Below are 20,640 nucleotides of genomic sequence, written 5' to 3'. Positions count from 1 at the left end.
ATTATATAAAAACGCAAGCTGTGACAGCTCGCGGTAATCATCCATCTCTTAAACAATTACATCATGATCTGTGGATTTAAATCTATTGAAATCTGCAAATGATTCTGAGCGGTTTCTTTTTGGTAATGCTCCAAAAGTGTGCGTAAATGCTGATTCAGGTCCGGCTCTCGTTTGTATTTTATCAGACATTGGTAGCGATATCTATTGTTGATTCGACTAATGGGGGAAGCAACCGGACCTAGTACGATAGAATCCCGATTCAATCGTGAGCCTAAATAATTCGTGATCTTCTCAGTGACACTCACTGTCTTCATTAAATCTTCATGTGAAACGGTAATAAGGACAACATAATAATACGGAGGGTAATGACTTTGCCTCCTTAGATGCATCTCCCGTTCATAAAAAGCATCATAATCCTGAAAGGCAGAAAGCTCGATGCTGTAGTGCTCAGGTGTATAGGTTTGGATGACCACTTCTCCCGGAAGCTGATGACGTCCTGCCCTTCCGCTGACCTGTGTCAGCAGCTGGAATGTCTTTTCCGAAGAACGGAAATCAGGCAGATGCAGCATCGTATCAGCTGAAAGGACTCCAACAAGGGTGATATTAGGAAAATCAAGGCCCTTGGCAATCATTTGGGTGCCTAACAATATATCGGCCTTCCCTTCACCAAAGGCATTCAGTAACCGCTCATGTGAACCCTTCTTACTCGTCGTGTCAACATCCATCCGTATGACCCGTGCTTCAGGGAGAATTTTCGCAAGCTCTTCTTCAACCTTTTGAGTGCCTGTACCGAAGAACCTTATATGTTCACTTTCACATTCAGGGCATGCGGAAGGCATTCCCTCTTCAAAACCGCAATAATGGCATTTCATTATATCATTAAAGCGATGATATGTGAGTGAAATGTCACAATTAGGGCAGTTGATGACCAATCCGCAGCTTCGGCACATCACAAAGGAAGAATGTCCCCTTTTATTTAACATCAGAACTGTTTGCTCCCCCTTCTCAAGCCGGTCTTTCAGCTTGGTAAAGAGCAGCTCCGAAAACATGGAACGATTTCCGGTTCTTAGTTCTTCTCGCATATCTACAATATCCACTGCTGGCAACGCACTTTTATTCATCCTCTGGCTAAGTGTCAATAATTTATAGACATTTTTCTTGGCTCGCGCAAAAGATTCAAGTGTAGGTGTCGCGCTGCCAAGAATAACCGGACACCTATATGATTTTGCTCTTTCAATGGCTACGTCCCTGGCGTGGTACCTTGGCGTTTCTTCTTGCTTATAGCTGGATTCATGCTCTTCATCAATGATGACCAGCCCCAGGTTTTCAAAAGGAGCAAACACGGCGGAGCGCGCGCCCACCACCACTTTTACTTCTTTACGGTGAATTTTCCGCCATTCATCATATTTTTCACCTACGGATAAACCGCTATGCATGACAGCTACCTGCTCCCCAAACCTTTCCTTAAACCTCTTCACCGTCTGAGGAGTTAAGGAGATTTCAGGTACAAGCATGATGGCTTCCTTCCCTTTTTCAATGACAGATGCAATTGCCTGTAGATACACTTCCGTCTTCCCGCTTCCGGTTACACCATATAAAAGGAAAACATCATGTTCATCATGATGTATTTTCTCTTGGATAGGCTTCAACGCAGTTGTTTGTTCAGCTGTAAGTGTAAAGGGAGTGGATTTTTCGAAAACACGGTTTTCATAAGGATCACGGTATATTTCTTGATCCATTTCCGCCAAGGCCCCTTTTGACACTAGGGATTTGACGGTACCGCTTGATGTGTTCATCAATTCAAGCAATTCTTTTAACGGAATGGGTTCTTGATGTTCAATAAAGTATTGAAGGAGTTCCATTTGTTTTTTTGCATTGCTTGACATGGCTGATGCCATTTCTTTCAGTTCCTCAGGGGAAAGTAAAGATTTTATGACACGGACTGTCTTCTTATTAAGTCGGTTTTTCACATTATATACGAGCTCAAGATTGCCATTTTGCATTTCCTTTTGGAAAAGTGAAGCGTTCTCCCCTTCAATCACGTCTTTCCAAGATATTGAATCATTTTTCCCGAAAAGGTTTTGAATGAATGGGGGCAGCTGATCCTTTTTATCTTCAACGACTTTGATCACTTTTTCATACTTTGCTTTCATCGCTGCCGGAAGCATGGCCTGTAGCGCTGAAATTTTAAAACACATCGCCTCTTTGGTCAACCAGTCACCCAGCTGAAGCAATTCATCATTAAGGATGGGCTCCAAATCCATTGGTTCTTTTATATTGCGTAATTTCGCAAAGTCGCTTTTAGCTTTTAAACCTGTGACGAATCCCTGAACCATTCTTGGACCGAACGGGACGATGACCCGCATTCCGGGTTTGATGACTTGGCTCCACTTTTCAGGTATGCGATAGTCGAATTCTCGATCCGTTTGTTTAGCAGGTACATCCACGATGACGGATGCTATATCCATATGACATCATTCCTTTTGCATGCGAGATACTTCTGCCAGGATGCTTTTAGCTATATCCGCTTTACTCATTTTTGGAAGTTCGGTCGAATTTCCATCCTTATTGTAAATAGTCACGATGTTCGTATCCGTTCCAAATCCTGCCCCTGGGGCGGTAACATTATTGGCAACGATCATATCTGCATTCTTTTTGGCTAATTTCCCTCTTGCGTATTCTTCAACATTGTTCGTTTCAGCCGCAAAGCCTACCAAGAACTGATGAGTTTTATTTTCACCGAGTTCCATGAGGATATCCTTTGTCCGTTCAAATTCCATCACATTTTCCCCTGGCTGCTTTTTCATCTTTTGATCATGATAAATCTTCGGTTTATAGTCAGCCACTGCAGCGGTCATGATTACGACGTTACTGGAATCGAACTGATCGAATACCGCATCATACATATCTGCTGCTGATACCACTGGTATCACTTTGGCCTTGGAGGGCGGTGTCAAGTTCACTGGGCCAGTGATCAATGTCACCTCAGCGCCCATTTCAATTGCCTTTTCGGCTAGGGCATAGCCCATTTTGCCGCTGGAATGATTCGTTACGTAACGCACGGGATCGATTGCTTCGCGAGTCGGTCCTGCCGTTATCAAATATTTCTTTCCTTTAAGAGGCTGTTGGTGTGATTTACGTTCATCGAAATATCGATTAAGATGTTCCACGATTGTTTCCGGTTCCTCCAATCGCCCTTTCCCTACATAGCCGCAGGCCAAATACCCTTCACCCGGTTCAATGAATTGATATCCAAACGAACGAAGTGTCTCCATATTTTTCTGAACCGCTGGGTGGGCGTACATGTGCACGTTCATTGCCGGCGCAACCCAGACAGGCGCTTCCGTTGCCAGAAGTGTGGTCGTAATCATATCATCCGCGATTCCATTGGCTACCTTTCCGATGACATTGGCTGTAGCTGGAGCCAACAGGATGATATCAGCCCAATCAGCCAAGTCGATGTGGGCAATGACTGATGAATCCTTCTCATCAAAAGTATCTGTATACACATCATTTCTTGAAAGTGCTTGAAAGGTGAGCGGCGTCACGAATTCACGTGCCGATTCACTCATGATCACTTTAACATGTGCACCTTCCTGAGTTAATTTACTTGTCAGGGCAGCAGCCTTATATACAGCAATCCCGCCGGTGACACAAAGAAGTACTTTTTTATCGATAAGCATGCAAATTTCCCCTAACTATACATTCTATTTTCTTCTAATTATGACGGAAAACCGAAGAAATTTCATTTGAAATGCGCAATAACATATGGATCTTCCTAAACATTCCATACCTCTGCCTGCTTCATCAATGACTTCCGGACTTTATTAAAACCAAAACAAACAGGCCTGACACCTTGGCCGCAGGAAGGAAGCACTTTCCAAATGTAACGCTCCTGTTTGCTTTAGGGTGTCAGGCCCGATAGGTCAAGCTATGTGTTCTTTTAGTTTTCCTCGTAAGAATTATCGTAAGTCAATTTACCGGAATGAATCTCTTCAAGGGCACGACCTACTGATTTATGGGAAACCGGTTTCGTTATGAGGCAATTATCTTTAATTTGCATTTCCCTGGCACGCTTAGCTGCCACTGATACAAGTGAGTATTTTGAATCGATTTTAAGTAATAGAGAATCAATTGATGGATATAACATAATTTATTCCGCCTCCAGCATTTTTTTATATAAAACAGCAACTCTTTCCCGACGGCAATGCTCGGCTATTACAATTGCATTAATTCTAGCACATGCGGCATCCACATGATCATTTTCAACAACATAATCATACAGATCCATAAGTTCTATTTCTTCCTTGGCCACTTTCATCCGTCCTTTTATCGCTTCCTCCGTCTCGGTTCCGCGAGTAACGATGCGGCTTTCGAGTTCGGTCAAACTCGGAGGAGCAAGGAAAATGAAAAGTCCTTCAGGGAATTTCTCCCGGACCTGTTTAGCTCCTTGAACTTCAATTTCCAGAAATACATCTTTTCCGGAATCGATTGTTTCACGGACATAATCCACGGGTGTTCCATAATAATTACCGACGAACTCAGCATATTCCAGCAATTTGCCTTCCTCGATCAGTGCTTCGAATTCCTCGCGTTTTTTGAAGAAATAATCCACTCCGTCCACTTCACCATGGCGAGGCAGCCGTGTGGTCATCGAAATCGAATATTCGAATGCCGTTCCTGGCTGAGAAAAAATCGCCTTTCTTACAGTTCCTTTACCAACACCGGATGGACCGGACAAAACGATTAATAAACCTTTTTCTCTCATATTGTTTCAGTTACCCCTCTTCTACGCTGTCATCTCTATCTTGAAGCCGTGCGGCAACCGTTTCCGGTTGAACGGCAGATAAGATAACATGGTCGCTGTCTGTAATTATAACGGCCCTAGTCCTTCTACCATATGTAGCATCTATTAAGGATCCGCGGTCTCGGGCATCTTGGATGATCCTTTTGATCGGAGCCGATTCAGGGCTCACGATGGATACGATCCGGTTTGCGGAAACGATATTCCCAAAACCAATATTAATGAGCTTAATTGACATTTTTGTCCCCCATTCATACCTATTGTCACCTTGTTAGGTTCATCATAAACCGACTACTCGATATTTTGAACCTGTTCTTTTAATTTTTCAAGCAGACTTTTCATTTCCACCACTTCTTTGGTAATGGCCGAATCATTTGCCTTTGATCCAATCGTATTGACTTCCCTATTCATTTCCTGGACAAGGAAGTCTAGTTTCCTTCCAATTGGTTCACTATGGGTAAGCGTCCTTGAAAATTGCTGTACATGGCTATCGAGTCTGGTCAGTTCTTCATTTATATCACATTTATCTGCAAAAATGGCCGCTTCTGTCACAATGCGGCTATCTTCGATCAATCCTTCAGTCAACTCTGCCAGTTTGATTTCCAAGCGGGCTTTATATTTTTCGACGACTGAAGGTGCATGCATTTTGACCCCTGCTACAATCTCACCAAACTTTTCAAGCTGGCGTTTCATGTCCAAAGCCAGTTCCTGACCTTCCAGATTCCGCATTGTTTTCAGATTTTCCAATGCCCCCGTGACAGCCTTCAATAACAGGGATTCCAAATCGGCAGGAACCGCAGGTACTTCCTCCGTTATGAAAATCGATTCAAGTTGCAGCATATCCTGTAATGTAATGGAACTTTCCAGATTATATTTTCCCTTGACTTCTTCCATCAACCCCACATACTGATCAGCAAGATCCCAATCGATCTTCACCTTTTTGGAAACCAGGCTCTCACCTTCAACTGTAATGAAGATTTCCACCCGTCCCCTTCTTATGTATTGGTTCGCCTTCTTCTTCACCTTTTCTTCCAAAACCAAAAGCTGGCGCGGCATTCGAATCGTATATTCACAAAAACGATGGTTCACGGTCTTAATTTCAGCAAAAACCTTGACCTGTTCGTTTTCCGCTTCTTCTCTTCCATAGCCCGTCATACTGGTAACCATGGTTCCACATCCTATCAAACATAATGTAGTAATTTAGCCTTTAATATTCATTATATATTAGCTACAGCACGAAAACTTTAGCTCACAAATAAAATACTACAAAAATAAAAAGGCAATAGAGCAAAACTCTACCACCTTAAAGATTATATCATATATCATTGTGCTTTTCTTGCTAAAAAGGTTCCAGCCAGTAAAAAAGTTGGAATGGATGCCATTCCTATTACTAATAGCCAATCCCTTCCCGAAATCGGTACCGTATGAAAGATTGTTTGTAAAGGCTGCACATACATGACGGCTACCATCAATAATAGGGAGGATAATACCGCCCCCACTAGATAAAGGTTACCGAATGGATTTCTCGAGAAGATCGAACGTTCACTTCGGCAATCGAATACATGTATAAGCTGAGCCAATACCAAGGTAGCGAACGCAATCGTTTGTGCATATGCAAGGTTTTCGGGATTTGCACGATATACAACATAAAATGCGATCAATGTAGAAACCCCGATCAGAAAACCGCGTGAAATGATCTTCCAGCCAAGCCCTCTTCCAAAAACACCTTCATTGGCATTTCTTGGATTTCTTTTCATTACATCTTCTTCGGCGGCATCCAGACCCAACGCCATTGCGGGCAGTCCGTCAGTCACAAGGTTCACGAATAAGATCTGGATTGGTATCAAAGGTAAAGGCAATGCACATAGCATCGCAAAAAACATGACCAAGATCTCCCCCACATTGGAAGCAAGCAGATAACGGATGAACTTCCTGATGTTTTCATAAATATTCCTGCCTTCTTTGATGGCCGATTTAATTGTGGCAAAATTATCATCAACCAATATCAAGGAAGAAGCTTCCTTCGCGACATCAGTACCCGTGATGCCCATGGATATACCAATATCCGCTGATTTTATTGCAGGGGCATCATTGACTCCATCCCCTGTCATTGCAACGACATGTCCTTTATTTTGCAAGGCTTTTACGATTTTCAACTTATGTTCCGGGGAAACGCGGGCAAATACCGAAACACTTTCAACAACTTCCTCAAGTTCCCCGACATCCATGTCCGCCAATTGCCGTCCTTCAAGTACACGGTCTTTTCCTTTTAAAATACCAAGTTCTTTAGCTATTGCCTTTGCGGTTATTACATGGTCGCCAGTAATCATGACAGTTTTGATCCCGGCATCCCTGCATTCCTTAACAGCCTGCTTCACCTCCGGACGCGGGGGATCGATCATGCCCTGCAGCCCCATGAAGGTCAAATTGCGCTCAGCTTCGGTTTCATGAAGCAAAATCGTTCCTTTCGGAAGGGGTTTATATCCAACGGCAATCATTCGAAGTGCCTGTGAGGCAAGCTCATTCATATCCTGCTGTACCCTTTCCTTACTCTCCCGATTTAATATTTCCGACCTGCCTTCCCAAAGAATCGTATCGGACTGTGCGATCAATACGTCAGGGGCCCCTTTTGCAATTACAAAATGATTATCCTTATCATCCTTCACTATGACACTCATCATTTTGCGGCTCGAGTCAAATGGAAACTCCTTCACTATCGTAAACCCCTTAGACAGGTGTTCCCTTGTCAACCCTGCTTTCATTGCCGCGACCAACATCGCCCCTTCTGTCGGATCACCGTCTAAAATATATTGTTTACCATTCTCCTTTAACTCAGCTTTGTTACAGAGCATGCCGAATGTAATTATTTGCAGCAATGCATTATGGTTTCTCGGGGCAACTGAAACTCCCTCTAAAGAAAACTCTCCGACAGGTTTATAACCAGTACCGCTGACATCCCAAGTTTTCCCTCCACTCCAAACCTTCGTCACCGTCATTTTGTTTTGGGTAAGTGTTCCTGTCTTATCTGAGCAAATCACCGTTGCGCAGCCTAGCGTTTCTACAGCAGGAAGCTTGCGGACAATTGCTTTTTGTTTGATCATACGCTGAACGCCTAAAGACAAGGCTACGGTCACAATGGCTGGCAAGCCTTCGGGAATCGCTGCAACAGCCAATGATACCCCGGCCAAAAACATCGTATAGAGGTCATGCCCTTGAATGACACCAGTCAGGACTACAATTACAGTTAATATTAAAGCCGTGACGATCAAAATTTTGCCTAACTGCTCCAACCTCCGCTGAAGCGGTGTTTCTTTTGTTTCTGCAGTCTGCAGGAGATCCGCAATCTTGCCCATCGCCGTATTCATACCTGTAGCGGTTACGATTCCGACTCCATTTCCTCTTGTCACCATCGTTCCCATAAAAGCCATATTTTCCTGATCACCGATACCTTCGACTTCATTCATCAATGGATCGGAACATTTAACAGCCGGGAGTGACTCTCCGGTAAGTGCAGACTCTTCTATTTCAAGGCTTGAATGGTCGACGATCCGTAAATCGGCACCAATTCGGTCACCGCTCGAAAACTTCAGGATATCCCCCACAACGACTTCCTTCGATGGGATCTTCAGCCACTGTCCACCTCGAAGCACGTTAACTTGCGGCGCTGCCATTTCCTTTAGGGCATCCAAGGATTTTTCTGCCTTCCGTTCTTGAAAAAAACCAAGTAATCCATTCAAAAAAACAATCGCCATGATGGCAATCGCATCGATATATTCACCCAATATCCCGGAGACCAATGTCGCGGCAAGTAAAACGATGACCATGAAATCTTTGAATTGGGCGAAGAATAAAAGAATGGCAGACTGTTTTTCCCCTTCCTTCAATTCGTTAAAGCCATGCTTTCGCAGCCTGTCCTTTACTTCATCATCGTCCAAACCGTGTGTAACGTTTGTTTGAAGCGCTTTCTCCATTTCTTGATTATTCATTTCCTTGAACTCCATCAAGTATCACACATCCCTTTGAATAGAATGAAATAGGCTCCTGTATACATCTCAACAGGCGCTTTTTGCTTTACCCATCCAACACCTGCCTGCTTACCGATACATAAAACAACCTGCTCTTCTTCCATGATTATTCAGACTCGTCCAAAATAATGCTATAATTAAACAGAATTGCGGAAAGAAGAACGATGCGGATAATTTAAAGAATGAACGAAAGCTAATCATGATGGATGGTCTAATTTAGGATTTATCTCAGGAACCTATAAAAATAGCATCCATTCAATATTCCCGAACGGCAGCTACAGCTTTCCACCCAGTTCGCTTAAATTTGTGATTAGCTAAAATGGGCAGTCCAATGCACTGATAACGCTTAGCAAAATGAGTATCTTAGAAAATCTTATGTAAAGGAAGTAAAAATAGAATGTCATTTGATGGATTATTTACGAAAGCGATGACGGAAGAAATCGCTTCTATATTAAAAGGTGGACGAATCAATAAGGTACATCAGCCTTATAAAAATGAAGTAATACTGGTTGTTCGTGCTGGAGGTAAGAACCATAAGCTCTTATTGTCAGCCCACCCAAGTTATTCGAGGGTGCAAATGACTGAAGAAAGCTATGAAAACCCCAAGGAAGCACCCATGTTCTGCATGCTTCTTAGGAAGCACCTCGAAGGCTACACGATAGAAAATATTTATCAATATGAACTTGATAGAATGATCATTTTTGAAGTGAAGGGCCGCAATGAGCTTGGTGATGTCTCCCAAAAGCAGTTAATCATCGAAATCATGGGACGTCACAGCAACATTGTTTTAGTTGATAAAGAACGGAATATGATTTTGGACAGCATTAAGCATGTTTCACATGCAGTTAACAGTTATCGGGCGATACTGCCTGGCCAAGAATATAAGGCTCCACCAGCACAAGAAAAGAATAATCCCTTCGATGCTACGGAGGACGATATCAGGAAGAATATCGACTTCAATGCAGGAAAGCTGGATCGACAGCTTGTTGCCCATTTTTCCGGAGTTTCACCATTAGTTGCAAAGGAAGCCGTCTACCGGGCTGGGCTTGCCAACAGCACGAGCCTTCCTTCAGCATTTTTAAGTATTATCCAGGAAATCTCGGAGGGAAAATATGCCGCCACGATCAAACAAGATGGAAATAAAGAAGTTTTTTATATGCTTTCACTAGAGCATCTGAATGGCAATCAACGTACGTTTCCTTCATTGAGCGAGATGCTCGACCGCTATTATTTCGGAAAGGCAGAAAGAGATCGGGTTAAGCAAAAGAGCCAGGATGTAGAACGTTTCATTACGAATGAAATCGAAAAGAACACAAAAAAAATCGGGAAGCTCGAACGTACATTAAAAGATACGGAACGCGGGGAACAGTATCAGTTGTTCGGTGAGCTGCTTACAGCTAATTTATATCAAATGAAAAAAGGCATGAAGGAAATAGAAGTCGTCAATTATTATGATGAAGATCAAAATATGGTCACCATCCCGCTTGACCCTTTAAAAAATCCATCAGATAATGCACAAAAGTACTTCTCCAGATACCAAAAGTCCAAAAATGCAGTCGGAGTAGTGCAAGAACAAATCGAAAAAACAAAATTGGAATTGGCCTATTTTGAAGCCTTGCACCAGCAGCTTCAATCAGCGTCACCCAGAGATATAGAGGAAATTCGAGAAGAACTTCAAGAAGAAGGATACATTCGGCAAAAAAAGAAAAAAGGCATGAAAAAGCCTGCAAATGCAAAACCGCAGCTTGAAACATATTATGCTACAGATGGAGATCTGATTTTTGTCGGGAAGAATAATAAACAAAATGATTACCTAACCAATAAGTTTGCACGCCGTGATGAAATATGGCTTCATACCAAAGATATACCTGGCTCACATGTTGTCATTCGAAATGAATCGCCAAGTGAAGAAACGATAAAAGAGGCAGCCGTATTAGCAGCTTTCTTCAGTAAAGCCAAGCAATCGAGTTCAGTGCCCGTTGACTTCACACAAGTTCGCCATGTTAAGAAACCGAATGGTTCCAAGCCCGGGTTCGTGATCTATGAGCAGCAGCAGACCGTATATATTACACCTGATGCCGATACCGTCATACGCTTAAAGGAAGCGGTAAAGGAGTAAAAAAATAGAGTTGGCCCAATCCTCCGTGATTGGGTCAACTCTATTTTCATGCTGAAATCCAAGCTGTATCAGCCGGATTCTCGCGCCATTTTTTTAGCTTTTCCAATTCATCTGCCGTGATGTACCCTTTTTCATTAGCGACTTTTATCAAAGTCGAGTAGTCACTCAACGAATGGTTAATAATGCCCTCAGCATCGAATTTTTCTTTTCCCTTTTCCAATTCATAAGTAAAGATCGAAACGACTCCTAGAACATCACAGCCTGCTTCCTTCAGCGCGTTAACAGCAGTTATTACACTTCCGCCGGTTGAAATCAAGTCTTCCACAACCACCACTTTTTGTCCTGGAACAGCACGGCCTTCGATTTGATTGCCCTTTCCGTGCTCCTTGGCTTTGGATCGAACATAGCACATCGGTGCATTTAATTTTTCACTTACCCAAGCTGCATGCGGAATGCCGGCAGTTGCTGTTCCTGCAATTAGTTCAGCCTCAGGGAAGTGCTGTTCAATCAATCCCTTCAATCCTTCCGCTATTTCATTACGAACCTCTGGGTACGAAAGGGTTAAACGGTTGTCACAATAAATGGGTGATTGAATTCCAGATGCCCAAGTAAATGGGTCATTCGGCTGTAGGTACACTGCTTTTATTTCCAAAAGATGTTCAGCTATCTTATTATTTAACATGATATTCCCTCCCAAGCTGCTTTCATATCCAAATACGCCCTTAATGGATCTTCCGCTCCCGTTATGGCTCTTCCTACAACGATGGCATCCGCTCCAAATTCCCTAGCCTGTTCAGGCGTGGCAATTCTCTTTTGATCATGCGTCTGTCCTCCTGCATTTCGGATTCCAGGTGTGACCGTTAAAAATTCATGACCGATGCGTTCATGTATGGTCTTTACTTCATGGGTGGAACAGACGACTCCATCCAACCCTGCCTGTTTAGTAAGTTTTGCATAATGGAGGACCGAATCCTCCAGAGATCCGGCAATGTTTTGCTCAATATTCATTTGTTCTTGTGACGTGCTCGTCAGTTGGGTAACCCCTATGCATAATGGACGCTTTTTACCAGCGGACGTTCCCTTATCCAGGCCTTCGATGGCTGCTTCCATCATTTTTTGGCCACCCGCCGCATGTACATTGACCATGTCGGCACCTAAAGTTGCCAATCCTGTCATGGCCATTTTGACCGTATTTGGAATATCATGAAGCTTCAAGTCCAAAAACACATCGTGACCTTGCTCTTTTACGAAAGAGATTATTGATGGTCCATTCTGATAAAATAATTCCATCCCCACTTTTACAGCCAGTTTTTCCGAGTGGAACTGTTTTAGGAATTTCTCCGTTTGAATGAAGTCAGGGAAATCAAGAGCGATAATTAGTGACTGTTTCATTCTGCTTCCAGCTCCTTCCGGTACATTCTGAAATATGGTCAAATCCCAGCTCATCCAACAATTTCGGCAATTCTTCAATGATGGTCGGGCAAACAAAGGGATCCACGAAGTTCGCGGTTCCTACCGCAACAGCACTGGCACCCGCATAGAAAAATTCAATGACGTCTTCCGCTGTGGCGATGCCGCCCATTCCGATTATTGGAATCGACACTTGCTGGCTTACCTCATAAATCATCCGGAGCGCAACTGGTTTTATTGCAGGACCAGATAAACCTCCCGTTCTGTTCGATAGAATCGGTTTACCAGTCTTTAAATCCAACCGCATGCCGACTAATGTATTTATCATTGTCAGCCCGTCGGCCCCGCCTTCTTCTACAGCTTTGGCCATTTCCACAATATCACTGACATTCGGTGAAAGCTTCACATATACAGGAACGGAAGATACTTCCTTGACCGCCTTTGTTACCTCTTTGGCAACTTCCGGTACCGTACCGAAAGCTATGCCTCCTTCTTTTACATTCGGACAAGAGATATTCAATTCAAGTGCTTTTACATTCCCTACCTTGCTTATTTCCCTGGCAACCTTTACATAGTCAGCTATTTGAGAACCTGCAACGTTGGCGATGATGGGAACATCATACCCACCTAGCCAGGCCAGTTCTTCACTAATGACCTTTTCTAAACCTGGATTCTGCAGACCGATGGCGTTCAGCATTCCCGAAGAGGTTTCCGCAACACGCGGAGTAGGGTTACCGAACCTCGGCTCAGGAGTGGTCGCTTTGATCATGATCGCCCCAAGAATATCCAAGTCGAAAAATTGACTGTATTCACGGCCAAATCCAAAGCATCCAGATGCTGGCATGACTGGGTTTTTCAAATGTAATCCTGGTAATTCAACTGAAAGCCTGCTCATAGTACCACCTCTCCTGCCCGGAACACGGGTCCATCGCTGCATACCTTTTTATAACTGAAACCAGTTGGATCATCCCCTGTATGACACACGCAGGCAAAGCATGCACCGATGCCGCAGCCCATCCTTTCCTCAAGGGACAGGTAAAGCTTTTTCTCACGATAGCCCGCTTCCAAAGCTCTTAACATTGGTGTAGGCCCGCAGGAAAAGATTGTTGCAAACTCTTGCTCAAGGTTGTCTATTACAGTCGTAACAAATCCTTTTGTCCCATATGAACCATCCACCGTGGCTATATGGGTATCACCTAATTCACTGAATTCTTTTTCGTAAAAGATGGCGGACTTGGTCTGGAAGCCCAATACATGGATTACATTTACACCTTTCGCAACCAACATCTGTGATAGTTGATACAGGGGCGGGACACCAATCCCGCCGCCAACCAATAATGCCGTTTCTCCCTTTTTGGCCTCATGAACGGGAAATCCGTTGCCAAGCGGTCCAAGAATATCGACCGCTTCCGCCTCTTTACGCTGTGATAACAGCGTCGTCCCTTTCCCTTCAGCCCGGTATATCATCGTGAACTGTTTTTCACTGCTGTTGTAAGAAGAAATTGAAATCGGGCGTCTTAACAATGGCTCAGTGCCTTCTGTTGTCTTGACTTGGACAAACTGGCCTGGTTGCTTCATCTCTGAAACCAATTCACCTTGCAAGGTAAGTTCAAAGATGGATGGGGCCAGCTCCTTATGATTTAACACCTTCATTCTTTCCTTCTTGATCATATATAGCTCACCTCACGACTTTTTTCCGTTTTTCCCATTGCTTCTGCCGAGAAGGTCATGGATTCTATCACTCTTAAAATAGCTTCTGCCGTATCAAGTGATGTTAAGCATGTCACTCCATTTTCAACCGATTCACGTCGGATTCTGAAACCATCCCGGGCCGGCTGCTTGCCTTTTGTCAAAGTATTTATGACAAATTGCGCTTCCCCGTTCCGGATAACATCCAGCAGGTTTGTACCTTCTTCGCCAATTTTACCGACAATCGCAGTCGGGATGCCCGATTGCTGCAATAGGGCCGCAGTTCCGCTGGTGGCTATCAGCTTGAATCCGATATTATGGAAACGTCTTGCTAAAAGTAACGCTTCTTGCTTATCTTTGTCCGATATCGTCAATAACACCGAACCATGCCCCTTAATTTTGAAGCCGGAAGCGACCAACCCTTTATATAAAGCCTTTTCGAGGGTGCTATCTTTCCCCATTACTTCACCAGTCGATTTCATTTCAGGTCCGAGAGAAATGTCCACGCCTCTTAATTTTGCAAAAGAGAAGACCGGCACTTTCACAAAGACCCCAGTTTGTTCTGGCACTAACCCAGATCTGTAACCTTGGCTTTCTAGTGTGTGGCCCAAGATGACCTTCGTGGCTAAGTTAGCCATCGGCACATTCGTAATTTTACTTAAGAATGGAACGGTCCTGCTCGAACGTGGATTTACTTCAATTACATACACTTCTTCATTGCTGATGACATATTGAATGTTCAAGAGACCAATTATATTCAAGCCTTTTGCCAATCGGGTCGTATAGTCGATGATTACTTCTTTTTGTTTTTCCGTTAAATTTTGCGGCGGATAAACTGCAATCGAATCACCTGAATGGACGCCGGCACGTTCGATATGCTCCATGATCCCAGGGATAACCACCGTTTCACCATCGGAAATACCATCGACTTCTATTTCCTTACCCGTTAAGTAGCGGTCTATCAGGACAGGATGATCCGGATTTATTTTCACGGCATTTTTCATGTAATGCAGCAATTCTTCTTGTTTATAGACGATTTCCATCGCTCTTCCTCCGAGAACATACGATGGTCTTACTAAAACAGGGTAACCAATATCTTCAGCGATGACGATCGCTTCATCAACCGATGTTGCGGTTTTACCCTTTGGCTGAGGAATGCCTAAATCCTTCAGTGCTTTTTCAAATTTATTGCGATTTTCCGCCCTATCCAGGTCTTCAAGTGAAGTACCAAGGATTTTCACTCCTCTTTCAACAAGACCATCTGCAAGGTTGATTGCTGTCTGTCCGCCAAACTGGACGATGACGCCTTCCGGTTTTTCCAAATCGATGACATGCATGACATCTTCAATAGTCAATGGTTCGAAATAAAGTTTGTCGGAGATACTGAAATCCGTCGAAACTGTTTCTGGATTGTTGTTGATGATGATTGCTTCATATCCAGCTTCTTTAATGGCCCATACCGAATGTACGGTCGCATAATCAAACTCTACTCCTTGCCCGATCCGAATTGGACCTGATCCCAGGACAATGACACTTTTCTTGTCGGTCACGATGGATTCATTCTCATCTTCATATGTCCCATAAAAATACGGTGTTTCCGATTCGAATTCGGCAGCACATGTATCAACCATTTTGTAAACAGGGATGATTCCTTGCTGTTTCCGGTACTCATAAACGTCAATTTCGGGAACTTCCCATATTTCCGCGATCGTTTTGTCAGAAAATCCTAGTTTTTTAGCCTTTTGCAATACTTCACAATCAAATGAATGTTCTTTAAGCTGCTTTTCAAAGTCGATTATCTTTTTCAACTTATGCAAGAAGAATAAATCGATCTGGCTCCATTCGTGGATGGTTTCGATCGTTTTGCCCCTTCTTAAAGCTTCACCGATATAGAATAACCGTTCATCTCCGGCTTTTCGGATCCGTTTCTCTATTTTTCCATCCTCAAACTCGTCATTCAAGTTAAGATGGTATATACCCGCTTCAAGGGAACGGACAGCTTTTAAGATGGATTCCTCGAATGTACGGCCGATTGCCATGACTTCTCCGGTCGCTTTCATTTGGGTCCCGAGTCTACGGTTGGCGCTTTCGAACTTATCGAAAGGCCAGCGCGGAATTTTCGTAACGACATAGTCCAGTGCCGGTTCAAAGCTGGCATAGGTTTTGCCAGTGACAGGGTTCATCATTTCATCAAGTGTCAAACCAACGGCTATCTTTGCTGCCAGCTTTGCAATTGGATACCCAGTCGCTTTTGAAGCAAGTGCCGAAGAACGGCTGACCCTTGGGTTCACTTCAATGACATAATATTGATAGCTGTTTGGATCTAGCGCAAGCTGAACATTACATCCACCTTCAATTTTCAAAGCGCGGATAATCTTCAAAGAAGTATTCCGAAGCATTTGATACTCTCTGTCACTTAATGTTTGGCTTGGTGCCGCAACTATTGAATCTCCTGTATGGACACCGACAGGATCGAAGTTTTCCATATTACAAACGACTATTGCATTATCATTGGAATCACGCATCACTTCATATTCCACTTCTTTGAAACCGGCAATGCTCTTCTCAAGCAAACATTGGTGAACCGGGCTGCTTTTCAGGCCACCCTCAACGATCTCGATAAGCTGCTCTTCGTTATCACAAATCCCACCGCCTGTTCCGCCAAGCGTGAAGGCTGGACGAACAATGACCGGATAGCCGACTCGTTCAACGAATGTATAGGCTTCTTCCAAGTTATGAATAATGTCGCTGTCAGGCACTGGTTCCCCAAGATCGTTCATTAGCGTACGGAAAAGGTCACGGTCTTCCGCTTGTTGGATAGCCGAAAGTTTGGTACCAAGAATCTGTACATTGCATTCTTCCAGGATTCCTGATTCGGCAAGCTCAACGGCCATGTTCAAGCCAGTCTGTCCGCCCAAGGTAGGTAACAGTGCATCCGGGCGCTCTTTACGAATGATTTTGCTGACAAATTCCAATGTGATCGGTTCAATATAAACCGCGTCAGCCATTTCAGTGTCTGTCATGATTGTAGCAGGGTTAGAGTTAATCAGGATCACTCGATAACCTTCTTCTTTTAAGGCTATACACGCTTGGGTTCCTGCATAATCGAACTCGGCGGCCTGTCCGATGACGATCGGACCGGAACCAATTACTAGGATGCTTTTTATATCAGTGCGTTTTGGCATGTTTTTTCCCCCTTGTTGGTTGCAGCTTCAATCATTTGTAAGAATTCATTGAATAAGTAGTTGGCATCTTCCGGACCTGGTGATGCTTCCGGGTGATATTGCACGGTGAAAGCCGGATACTTTTTATGGCGCAGTCCTTCAATCGTATCGTCATTCAATGCTGTATGTGTCACAATAAGATCTGTACTTTCTATGGAAAGCTCTTCAACTGTATATCCATGATTTTGAGATGTGATGGATACTTTTCCGGTACGAAGGTCCCTGACCGGATGATTCGAACCTCGATGGCCGAATTTTAATTTTGCTGTATCCGCCCCGTTTGCAAGTGCGAATAATTGATGTCCTAAACAGATTCCGAATAACGGCACTTGCGTTTGGATTGTCCGGATCATTTCGAGCGTCTCATGAACACTTTTCGGATCTCCAGGACCGTTTGAAAGCATCACGCCATCCGGATGATATTGCATCACTTCTTCGGCCGTGACGTTATAAGGCACAACCACGACATCACAGCCGCGCTTCGTCAATTCACGTAAAATCCCATGCTTCATGCCGTAATCTACAAGAACTACCCGCGGGCCTCTGCCCGGGCTGGAATAAGGTGCTTTTGTTGAAACCTGTTTTACCTGATTAGAAGGAATCACCGTTGCTTTCAATTGGGAAACCACTTCATTTGCATCTTTATTGATATTGCAAAGTGCCCCTTTAAGTGCACCTGATTTCCTGATGATTCTTGTCAGCTTTCTCGTATCGATTCCGCTAATTCCAGGTATGTTCTTCATTTTCAAATATTCATCTAGTGATAATTGGTTTCGCCAGTTGGAAGGATGTTCTGCTGTTTCCTTAACGACGAATCCTGCTATGGCTGGATTTATGGATTCAAAGTCATCCCGGTTTATCCCGTAGTTCCCGATTAATGGATACGTAAGTGTAACGATTTGACCGCAATACGATGGATCGGATAGAATCTCTTGGTATCCCGTCATTCCTGTGTTAAAAACGACTTCACCTATTTTTTCTACGTCCCCTCCGAATGCTTCCCCAAGGAATACTGTCCCATCTTCTAAAATTAGCTGTCTTTTCATCCTTGAACACGTCCTTTTTCCCAAGCTATTTTTCCTTGTGCAATCGTCATGACTGGCCAGCCATAACATTTCTTTTCATTAAAAGGTGTATTTTTCCCTTTTGAAGCAAACTCTTCAGCATTGATTTCTTTTTCCGTTTCCAAATCGATGAGTACGATATCCGCAGTAGCACCTTCTTTTAGCTCTCCATAAGGAAGGGAGAAACTTTCAGATGGTTTGATTGTCATGAAATCGATCAATTGCTTTAATGTTATGATGCCCTTTTTAACCAATTCGGTGTAAAGCAGCGGGAAGGCGGTTTCCAATCCTACTATTCCGAAAGGAGCCAGCTGCATTCCCTGCGCCTTTTCCTCTGCCGTATGCGGGGCATGGTCTGTTGCTATGAAATCGATGGTTCCGTCAAGCAGTCCTTCAATCAACGCGTCCCGATCTTCACGGCCCCTTAATGGCGGGTTCATTTTATAATTCGTATCAAGTCCCGGTATATCATCTTCACACAATAATAAGTGATGCGGTGTAACTTCGGCTGTAACTCGAATACCTGCACGTTTTGCATCCCTTACCGTCCTTACCGATTCCTTAGTGGATATATGGCACACGTGATAATGGCAGTTAGCCGCTTCGGCAAGAAGGATATCCCGGGCGATATGTACCGCTTCACATGCCGACGGAATTCCATTGATTCCCTGTTCTTTTGAGAATCTTCCTTCATGGACGGAGCCTTTATTGATTAAGCTATTGTCTTCACAATGAGCTACTATGGCCATATCTTGAGCGGCTGCCCGTTTCATCGCTTCCAGCATCATCCCGGCTTCTTGAATTCCTACGCCGTCGTCCGTAAAGGCGAAAGCACCCGTTTGTTTTAATGAAGCAAAGTCGGTCAGCTCCTTGCCTGCTTCCCTTATCGTAATGGATGCATATGGGAGTACCCTGACATGAGCCGTTTCTTCAATCTTCCTGTTAAGCGCCTCAAGGTTCTCCACTGTATCAGGAACTGGCCTTGTATTCGGCATCGCCGCTACCGTAGTGAAACCGCCTCTTGCCGCTGCAAGCGTCCCGCTTGCGATCGTTTCTTTATGTTCACCGCCAGGTTCGCGTAAATGGACATGCAGGTCAACGAATCCTGATGTAATAAGTAACCCTTCAGCGTCAACTACCTTACAATTTTCCGTTGCCAGGTTTTCGCCGATTTTTGTGATGACCTTGCCTTCCATTTCAATGTCCGCTTTTTTGAATGAGTTTTGATTATCTAGCAATACTCCATTTTTGATTACTGTTTTCATGAGTGTTTCCCCCTTCGGATTGTTCAAGCACATTTTTTAATACGGCCATTCTAATGAACACGCCATTCTCCATTTGTTTAAAAATTCTTGAGCGGCTGCATTCGACTAAATCACTGTCTATTTCAACACCGCGGTTTATTGGTGCAGGATGCATGATGATCGCACCCGGTTTCATATTTTTTTCACGTTGTTTGGTCAGGCCGAAACTTTCCAGATAATCTCCATTTGCCTGATCGTATTTTTCAATATGCCTTTCATGCTGTATTCTGAGCAGCATGACCACATCCGAGGTAGCTACCGCATGGTCGATGTCCTCATACCTTCCTAAACTGTTTGTTCTGTCAAACCATTCAGGCGGGCCCGAAAATACGACATTCGCTCCTAAGCGGGTCAATGCTTCTGCATTCGATTTCGCAACCCGACTATGCCTCACATCACCAATTATGGCAATCTTCAGACCTTTGAAACTTTTAAACTCTTGTTTTATCGTCAATAGGTCCAGTAATGATTGGGTTGGATGATTTCCGCAGCCATCCCCTGCATTGATTATTGGAATCCCGATCTTCTCATTCAATTCGTCAAAATAATTATCCTGTTCATGACGGATGATCAAGGCATTTACACCTATTGCTTCTAGTGTTTTAACAGTGTCATATAAGGTTTCACCTTTTAACACGGAGGATGTACCCGCATCAAAAGGAATGACCTCAAGTCCCAATTTTCTTTCAGCCATTTCAAAGCTTGATTTCGTACGTGTACTTGGTTCAAAGAAGAGATTGGCAACTGTGGTCTGCTGCTTTGGATTCCAGCTAGATCCGTTGGCAAAACACTCTGCCTCATGTAAAATTCTTTCAATATCGGTTAAAGTCAATTCATTCATGGTCAATAATTTTTTCATCGATCCTGCTCCTTTCACATTTGTGATGCGGGGCATAAAAAACACCCCGCCATTAAGGACAGGGTGTAGGTCATAAAGAGTGTGAGGTCACGGAATGGTTTACACTTTATCCCGTTCTCATTCTTTACAGCAACACCCTTTT

General features: G+C 43.7%; 17 protein-coding genes. 1 reads left to right on the top strand and 16 read right to left on the bottom strand.

Features of this window, described 5'->3' with window-relative positions; genetic code table 11:
* Positions 1-56 precede the first annotated feature (56 nt).
* The 8 genes from priA to ACIROD_RS14620 all read right to left on the bottom strand — a co-directional run bounded on the left by priA (position 57) and on the right by ACIROD_RS14620 (position 8,933).
* Positions 57-2,468: a primosomal protein N' gene (gene priA / locus ACIROD_RS14655; RefSeq protein ID WP_402941766.1), complete on the bottom strand. Its 2,412-nt coding sequence runs from the start codon at positions 2,466-2,468 to the stop codon at positions 57-59.
* A gap of 6 nt (positions 2,469-2,474) precedes the next feature.
* Positions 2,475-3,683 (bottom strand): bifunctional phosphopantothenoylcysteine decarboxylase/phosphopantothenate--cysteine ligase CoaBC, encoded by a 1,209-nt coding sequence (gene coaBC / locus ACIROD_RS14650; protein WP_402941764.1) that lies wholly within the window; start codon positions 3,681-3,683, stop codon positions 2,475-2,477.
* Positions 3,684-3,943: 260 nt separating this feature from the next.
* Positions 3,944-4,150, bottom strand: a complete 207-nt coding sequence (rpoZ, locus tag ACIROD_RS14645; protein ID WP_101224607.1) for a DNA-directed RNA polymerase subunit omega — start codon at positions 4,148-4,150, stop codon at positions 3,944-3,946.
* Between the two features lie 3 nt (positions 4,151-4,153).
* Positions 4,154-4,768, bottom strand: coding sequence for a guanylate kinase (gene gmk / locus ACIROD_RS14640; protein WP_034313809.1), 615 nt, complete (start codon positions 4,766-4,768; stop codon positions 4,154-4,156).
* 10 nt (positions 4,769-4,778) lie between these two features.
* Positions 4,779-5,042 (bottom strand): extracellular matrix/biofilm regulator RemA, encoded by a 264-nt coding sequence (gene remA, locus ACIROD_RS14635; RefSeq protein ID WP_034313813.1) that lies wholly within the window; start codon positions 5,040-5,042, stop codon positions 4,779-4,781.
* A gap of 53 nt (positions 5,043-5,095) precedes the next feature.
* A complete protein-coding gene (locus ACIROD_RS14630) occupies positions 5,096-5,971 on the bottom strand; it encodes a YicC/YloC family endoribonuclease (protein WP_101224606.1) in 876 nt (291 codons plus the stop codon).
* A gap of 155 nt (positions 5,972-6,126) precedes the next feature.
* Entirely contained in the window at positions 6,127-8,805 is a 2,679-nt protein-coding gene (locus ACIROD_RS14625; protein WP_402942945.1) for a calcium-translocating P-type ATPase, SERCA-type, read from the bottom strand.
* Positions 8,805-8,933: a hypothetical protein gene (locus ACIROD_RS14620; RefSeq protein ID WP_260357047.1), complete on the bottom strand. Its 129-nt coding sequence runs from the start codon at positions 8,931-8,933 to the stop codon at positions 8,805-8,807. The genes ACIROD_RS14625 and ACIROD_RS14620 overlap by 1 nt, the downstream gene beginning before the upstream one ends.
* 293 nt (positions 8,934-9,226) lie before the next feature.
* Between ACIROD_RS14620 and ACIROD_RS14615 the strand changes: the two genes are divergently transcribed.
* Complete coding sequence (locus ACIROD_RS14615; RefSeq protein ID WP_402941761.1) at positions 9,227-10,948, top strand: Rqc2 family fibronectin-binding protein; 1,722 nt, start codon at positions 9,227-9,229, stop codon at positions 10,946-10,948.
* Between the two features lie 46 nt (positions 10,949-10,994).
* Here ACIROD_RS14615 and pyrE read toward each other — a convergent pair whose 3' ends face one another.
* From pyrE to ACIROD_RS14575, 8 genes are read right to left on the bottom strand one after another with little or no spacing between them, the layout of a single operon-like run.
* On the bottom strand, positions 10,995-11,630 hold the full coding sequence (gene pyrE, locus ACIROD_RS14610; RefSeq protein WP_101224604.1) for an orotate phosphoribosyltransferase: 636 nt from the start codon (positions 11,628-11,630) through the stop codon (positions 10,995-10,997).
* Positions 11,624-12,340, bottom strand: coding sequence for an orotidine-5'-phosphate decarboxylase (pyrF, locus tag ACIROD_RS14605; protein ID WP_402941759.1), 717 nt, complete (start codon positions 12,338-12,340; stop codon positions 11,624-11,626). Before pyrF ends, pyrE begins: the two co-directional genes overlap by 7 nt.
* A complete protein-coding gene (locus ACIROD_RS14600) occupies positions 12,312-13,253 on the bottom strand; it encodes a dihydroorotate dehydrogenase (RefSeq protein ID WP_101224602.1) in 942 nt (313 codons plus the stop codon). Before ACIROD_RS14600 ends, pyrF begins: the two co-directional genes overlap by 29 nt.
* Positions 13,250-14,029, bottom strand: a complete 780-nt coding sequence (locus tag ACIROD_RS14595; RefSeq protein WP_101224601.1) for a dihydroorotate dehydrogenase electron transfer subunit — start codon at positions 14,027-14,029, stop codon at positions 13,250-13,252. Before ACIROD_RS14595 ends, ACIROD_RS14600 begins: the two co-directional genes overlap by 4 nt.
* Positions 14,026-17,232: a carbamoyl-phosphate synthase large subunit gene (gene carB, locus ACIROD_RS14590; RefSeq protein WP_402941756.1), complete on the bottom strand. Its 3,207-nt coding sequence runs from the start codon at positions 17,230-17,232 to the stop codon at positions 14,026-14,028. The genes ACIROD_RS14595 and carB overlap by 4 nt, the downstream gene beginning before the upstream one ends.
* The gene (locus ACIROD_RS14585) at positions 17,211-18,317 is read right to left on the bottom strand and encodes a carbamoyl phosphate synthase small subunit (protein ID WP_101224599.1); all 1,107 of its coding nucleotides are present in this window, start codon (positions 18,315-18,317) and stop codon (positions 17,211-17,213) included. Before ACIROD_RS14585 ends, carB begins: the two co-directional genes overlap by 22 nt.
* Positions 18,314-19,600, bottom strand: coding sequence for a dihydroorotase (locus tag ACIROD_RS14580; protein WP_260357044.1), 1,287 nt, complete (start codon positions 19,598-19,600; stop codon positions 18,314-18,316). Before ACIROD_RS14580 ends, ACIROD_RS14585 begins: the two co-directional genes overlap by 4 nt.
* A complete protein-coding gene (locus tag ACIROD_RS14575) occupies positions 19,563-20,498 on the bottom strand; it encodes an aspartate carbamoyltransferase catalytic subunit (RefSeq protein ID WP_402941753.1) in 936 nt (311 codons plus the stop codon). Before ACIROD_RS14575 ends, ACIROD_RS14580 begins: the two co-directional genes overlap by 38 nt.
* Between the last annotated feature and the right edge of the window lie 142 nt (positions 20,499-20,640).

Source organism: Peribacillus sp. NPDC101481 (assembly GCF_044767165.1).
Lineage (GTDB): Bacteria > Bacillota > Bacilli > Bacillales > DSM-1321 > Peribacillus.
Note: the sequence above shows the minus strand (reverse complement) of the source record. Positions and strands in the feature narration are given on the sequence as shown.

Bases quoted from the DNA above. Each gene is read 5' to 3' on its own strand.
- rpoZ (WP_101224607.1), bottom strand. From the start codon at position 4,150: ATGTTATATCCATCAATTGATTCTCTATTACTTAAAATCGATTCAAAA.
- ACIROD_RS14625 (WP_402942945.1), bottom strand. From the start codon at position 8,805: ATGGAGTTCAAGGAAATGAATAATCAAGAAATGGAGAAAGCGCTTCAA.
- pyrF (WP_402941759.1), bottom strand. From the start codon at position 12,340: ATGAAACAGTCACTAATTATCGCTCTTGATTTCCCTGACTTCATTCAA.
- pyrE (WP_101224604.1), bottom strand. From the start codon at position 11,630: ATGTTAAATAATAAGATAGCTGAACATCTTTTGGAAATAAAAGCAGTG.
- ACIROD_RS14580 (WP_260357044.1), bottom strand. From the start codon at position 19,600: ATGAAAACAGTAATCAAAAATGGAGTATTGCTAGATAATCAAAACTCA.
- ACIROD_RS14575 (WP_402941753.1), bottom strand. From the start codon at position 20,498: ATGAAAAAATTATTGACCATGAATGAATTGACTTTAACCGATATTGAA.
- carB (WP_402941756.1), bottom strand. From the start codon at position 17,232: ATGCCAAAACGCACTGATATAAAAAGCATCCTAGTAATTGGTTCCGGT.
- remA (WP_034313813.1), bottom strand. From the start codon at position 5,042: ATGTCAATTAAGCTCATTAATATTGGTTTTGGGAATATCGTTTCCGCA.
- ACIROD_RS14615 (WP_402941761.1), top strand. From the start codon at position 9,227: ATGTCATTTGATGGATTATTTACGAAAGCGATGACGGAAGAAATCGCT.
- coaBC (WP_402941764.1), bottom strand. From the start codon at position 3,683: ATGCTTATCGATAAAAAAGTACTTCTTTGTGTCACCGGCGGGATTGCT.
- ACIROD_RS14630 (WP_101224606.1), bottom strand. From the start codon at position 5,971: ATGGTTACCAGTATGACGGGCTATGGAAGAGAAGAAGCGGAAAACGAA.
- gmk (WP_034313809.1), bottom strand. From the start codon at position 4,768: ATGAGAGAAAAAGGTTTATTAATCGTTTTGTCCGGTCCATCCGGTGTT.
- priA (WP_402941766.1), bottom strand. From the start codon at position 2,468: ATGGATATAGCATCCGTCATCGTGGATGTACCTGCTAAACAAACGGAT.
- ACIROD_RS14600 (WP_101224602.1), bottom strand. From the start codon at position 13,253: ATGAGCAGGCTTTCAGTTGAATTACCAGGATTACATTTGAAAAACCCA.
- ACIROD_RS14595 (WP_101224601.1), bottom strand. From the start codon at position 14,029: ATGATCAAGAAGGAAAGAATGAAGGTGTTAAATCATAAGGAGCTGGCC.
- ACIROD_RS14620 (WP_260357047.1), bottom strand. From the start codon at position 8,933: ATGGAAGAAGAGCAGGTTGTTTTATGTATCGGTAAGCAGGCAGGTGTT.
- ACIROD_RS14585 (WP_101224599.1), bottom strand. From the start codon at position 18,317: ATGAAAAGACAGCTAATTTTAGAAGATGGGACAGTATTCCTTGGGGAA.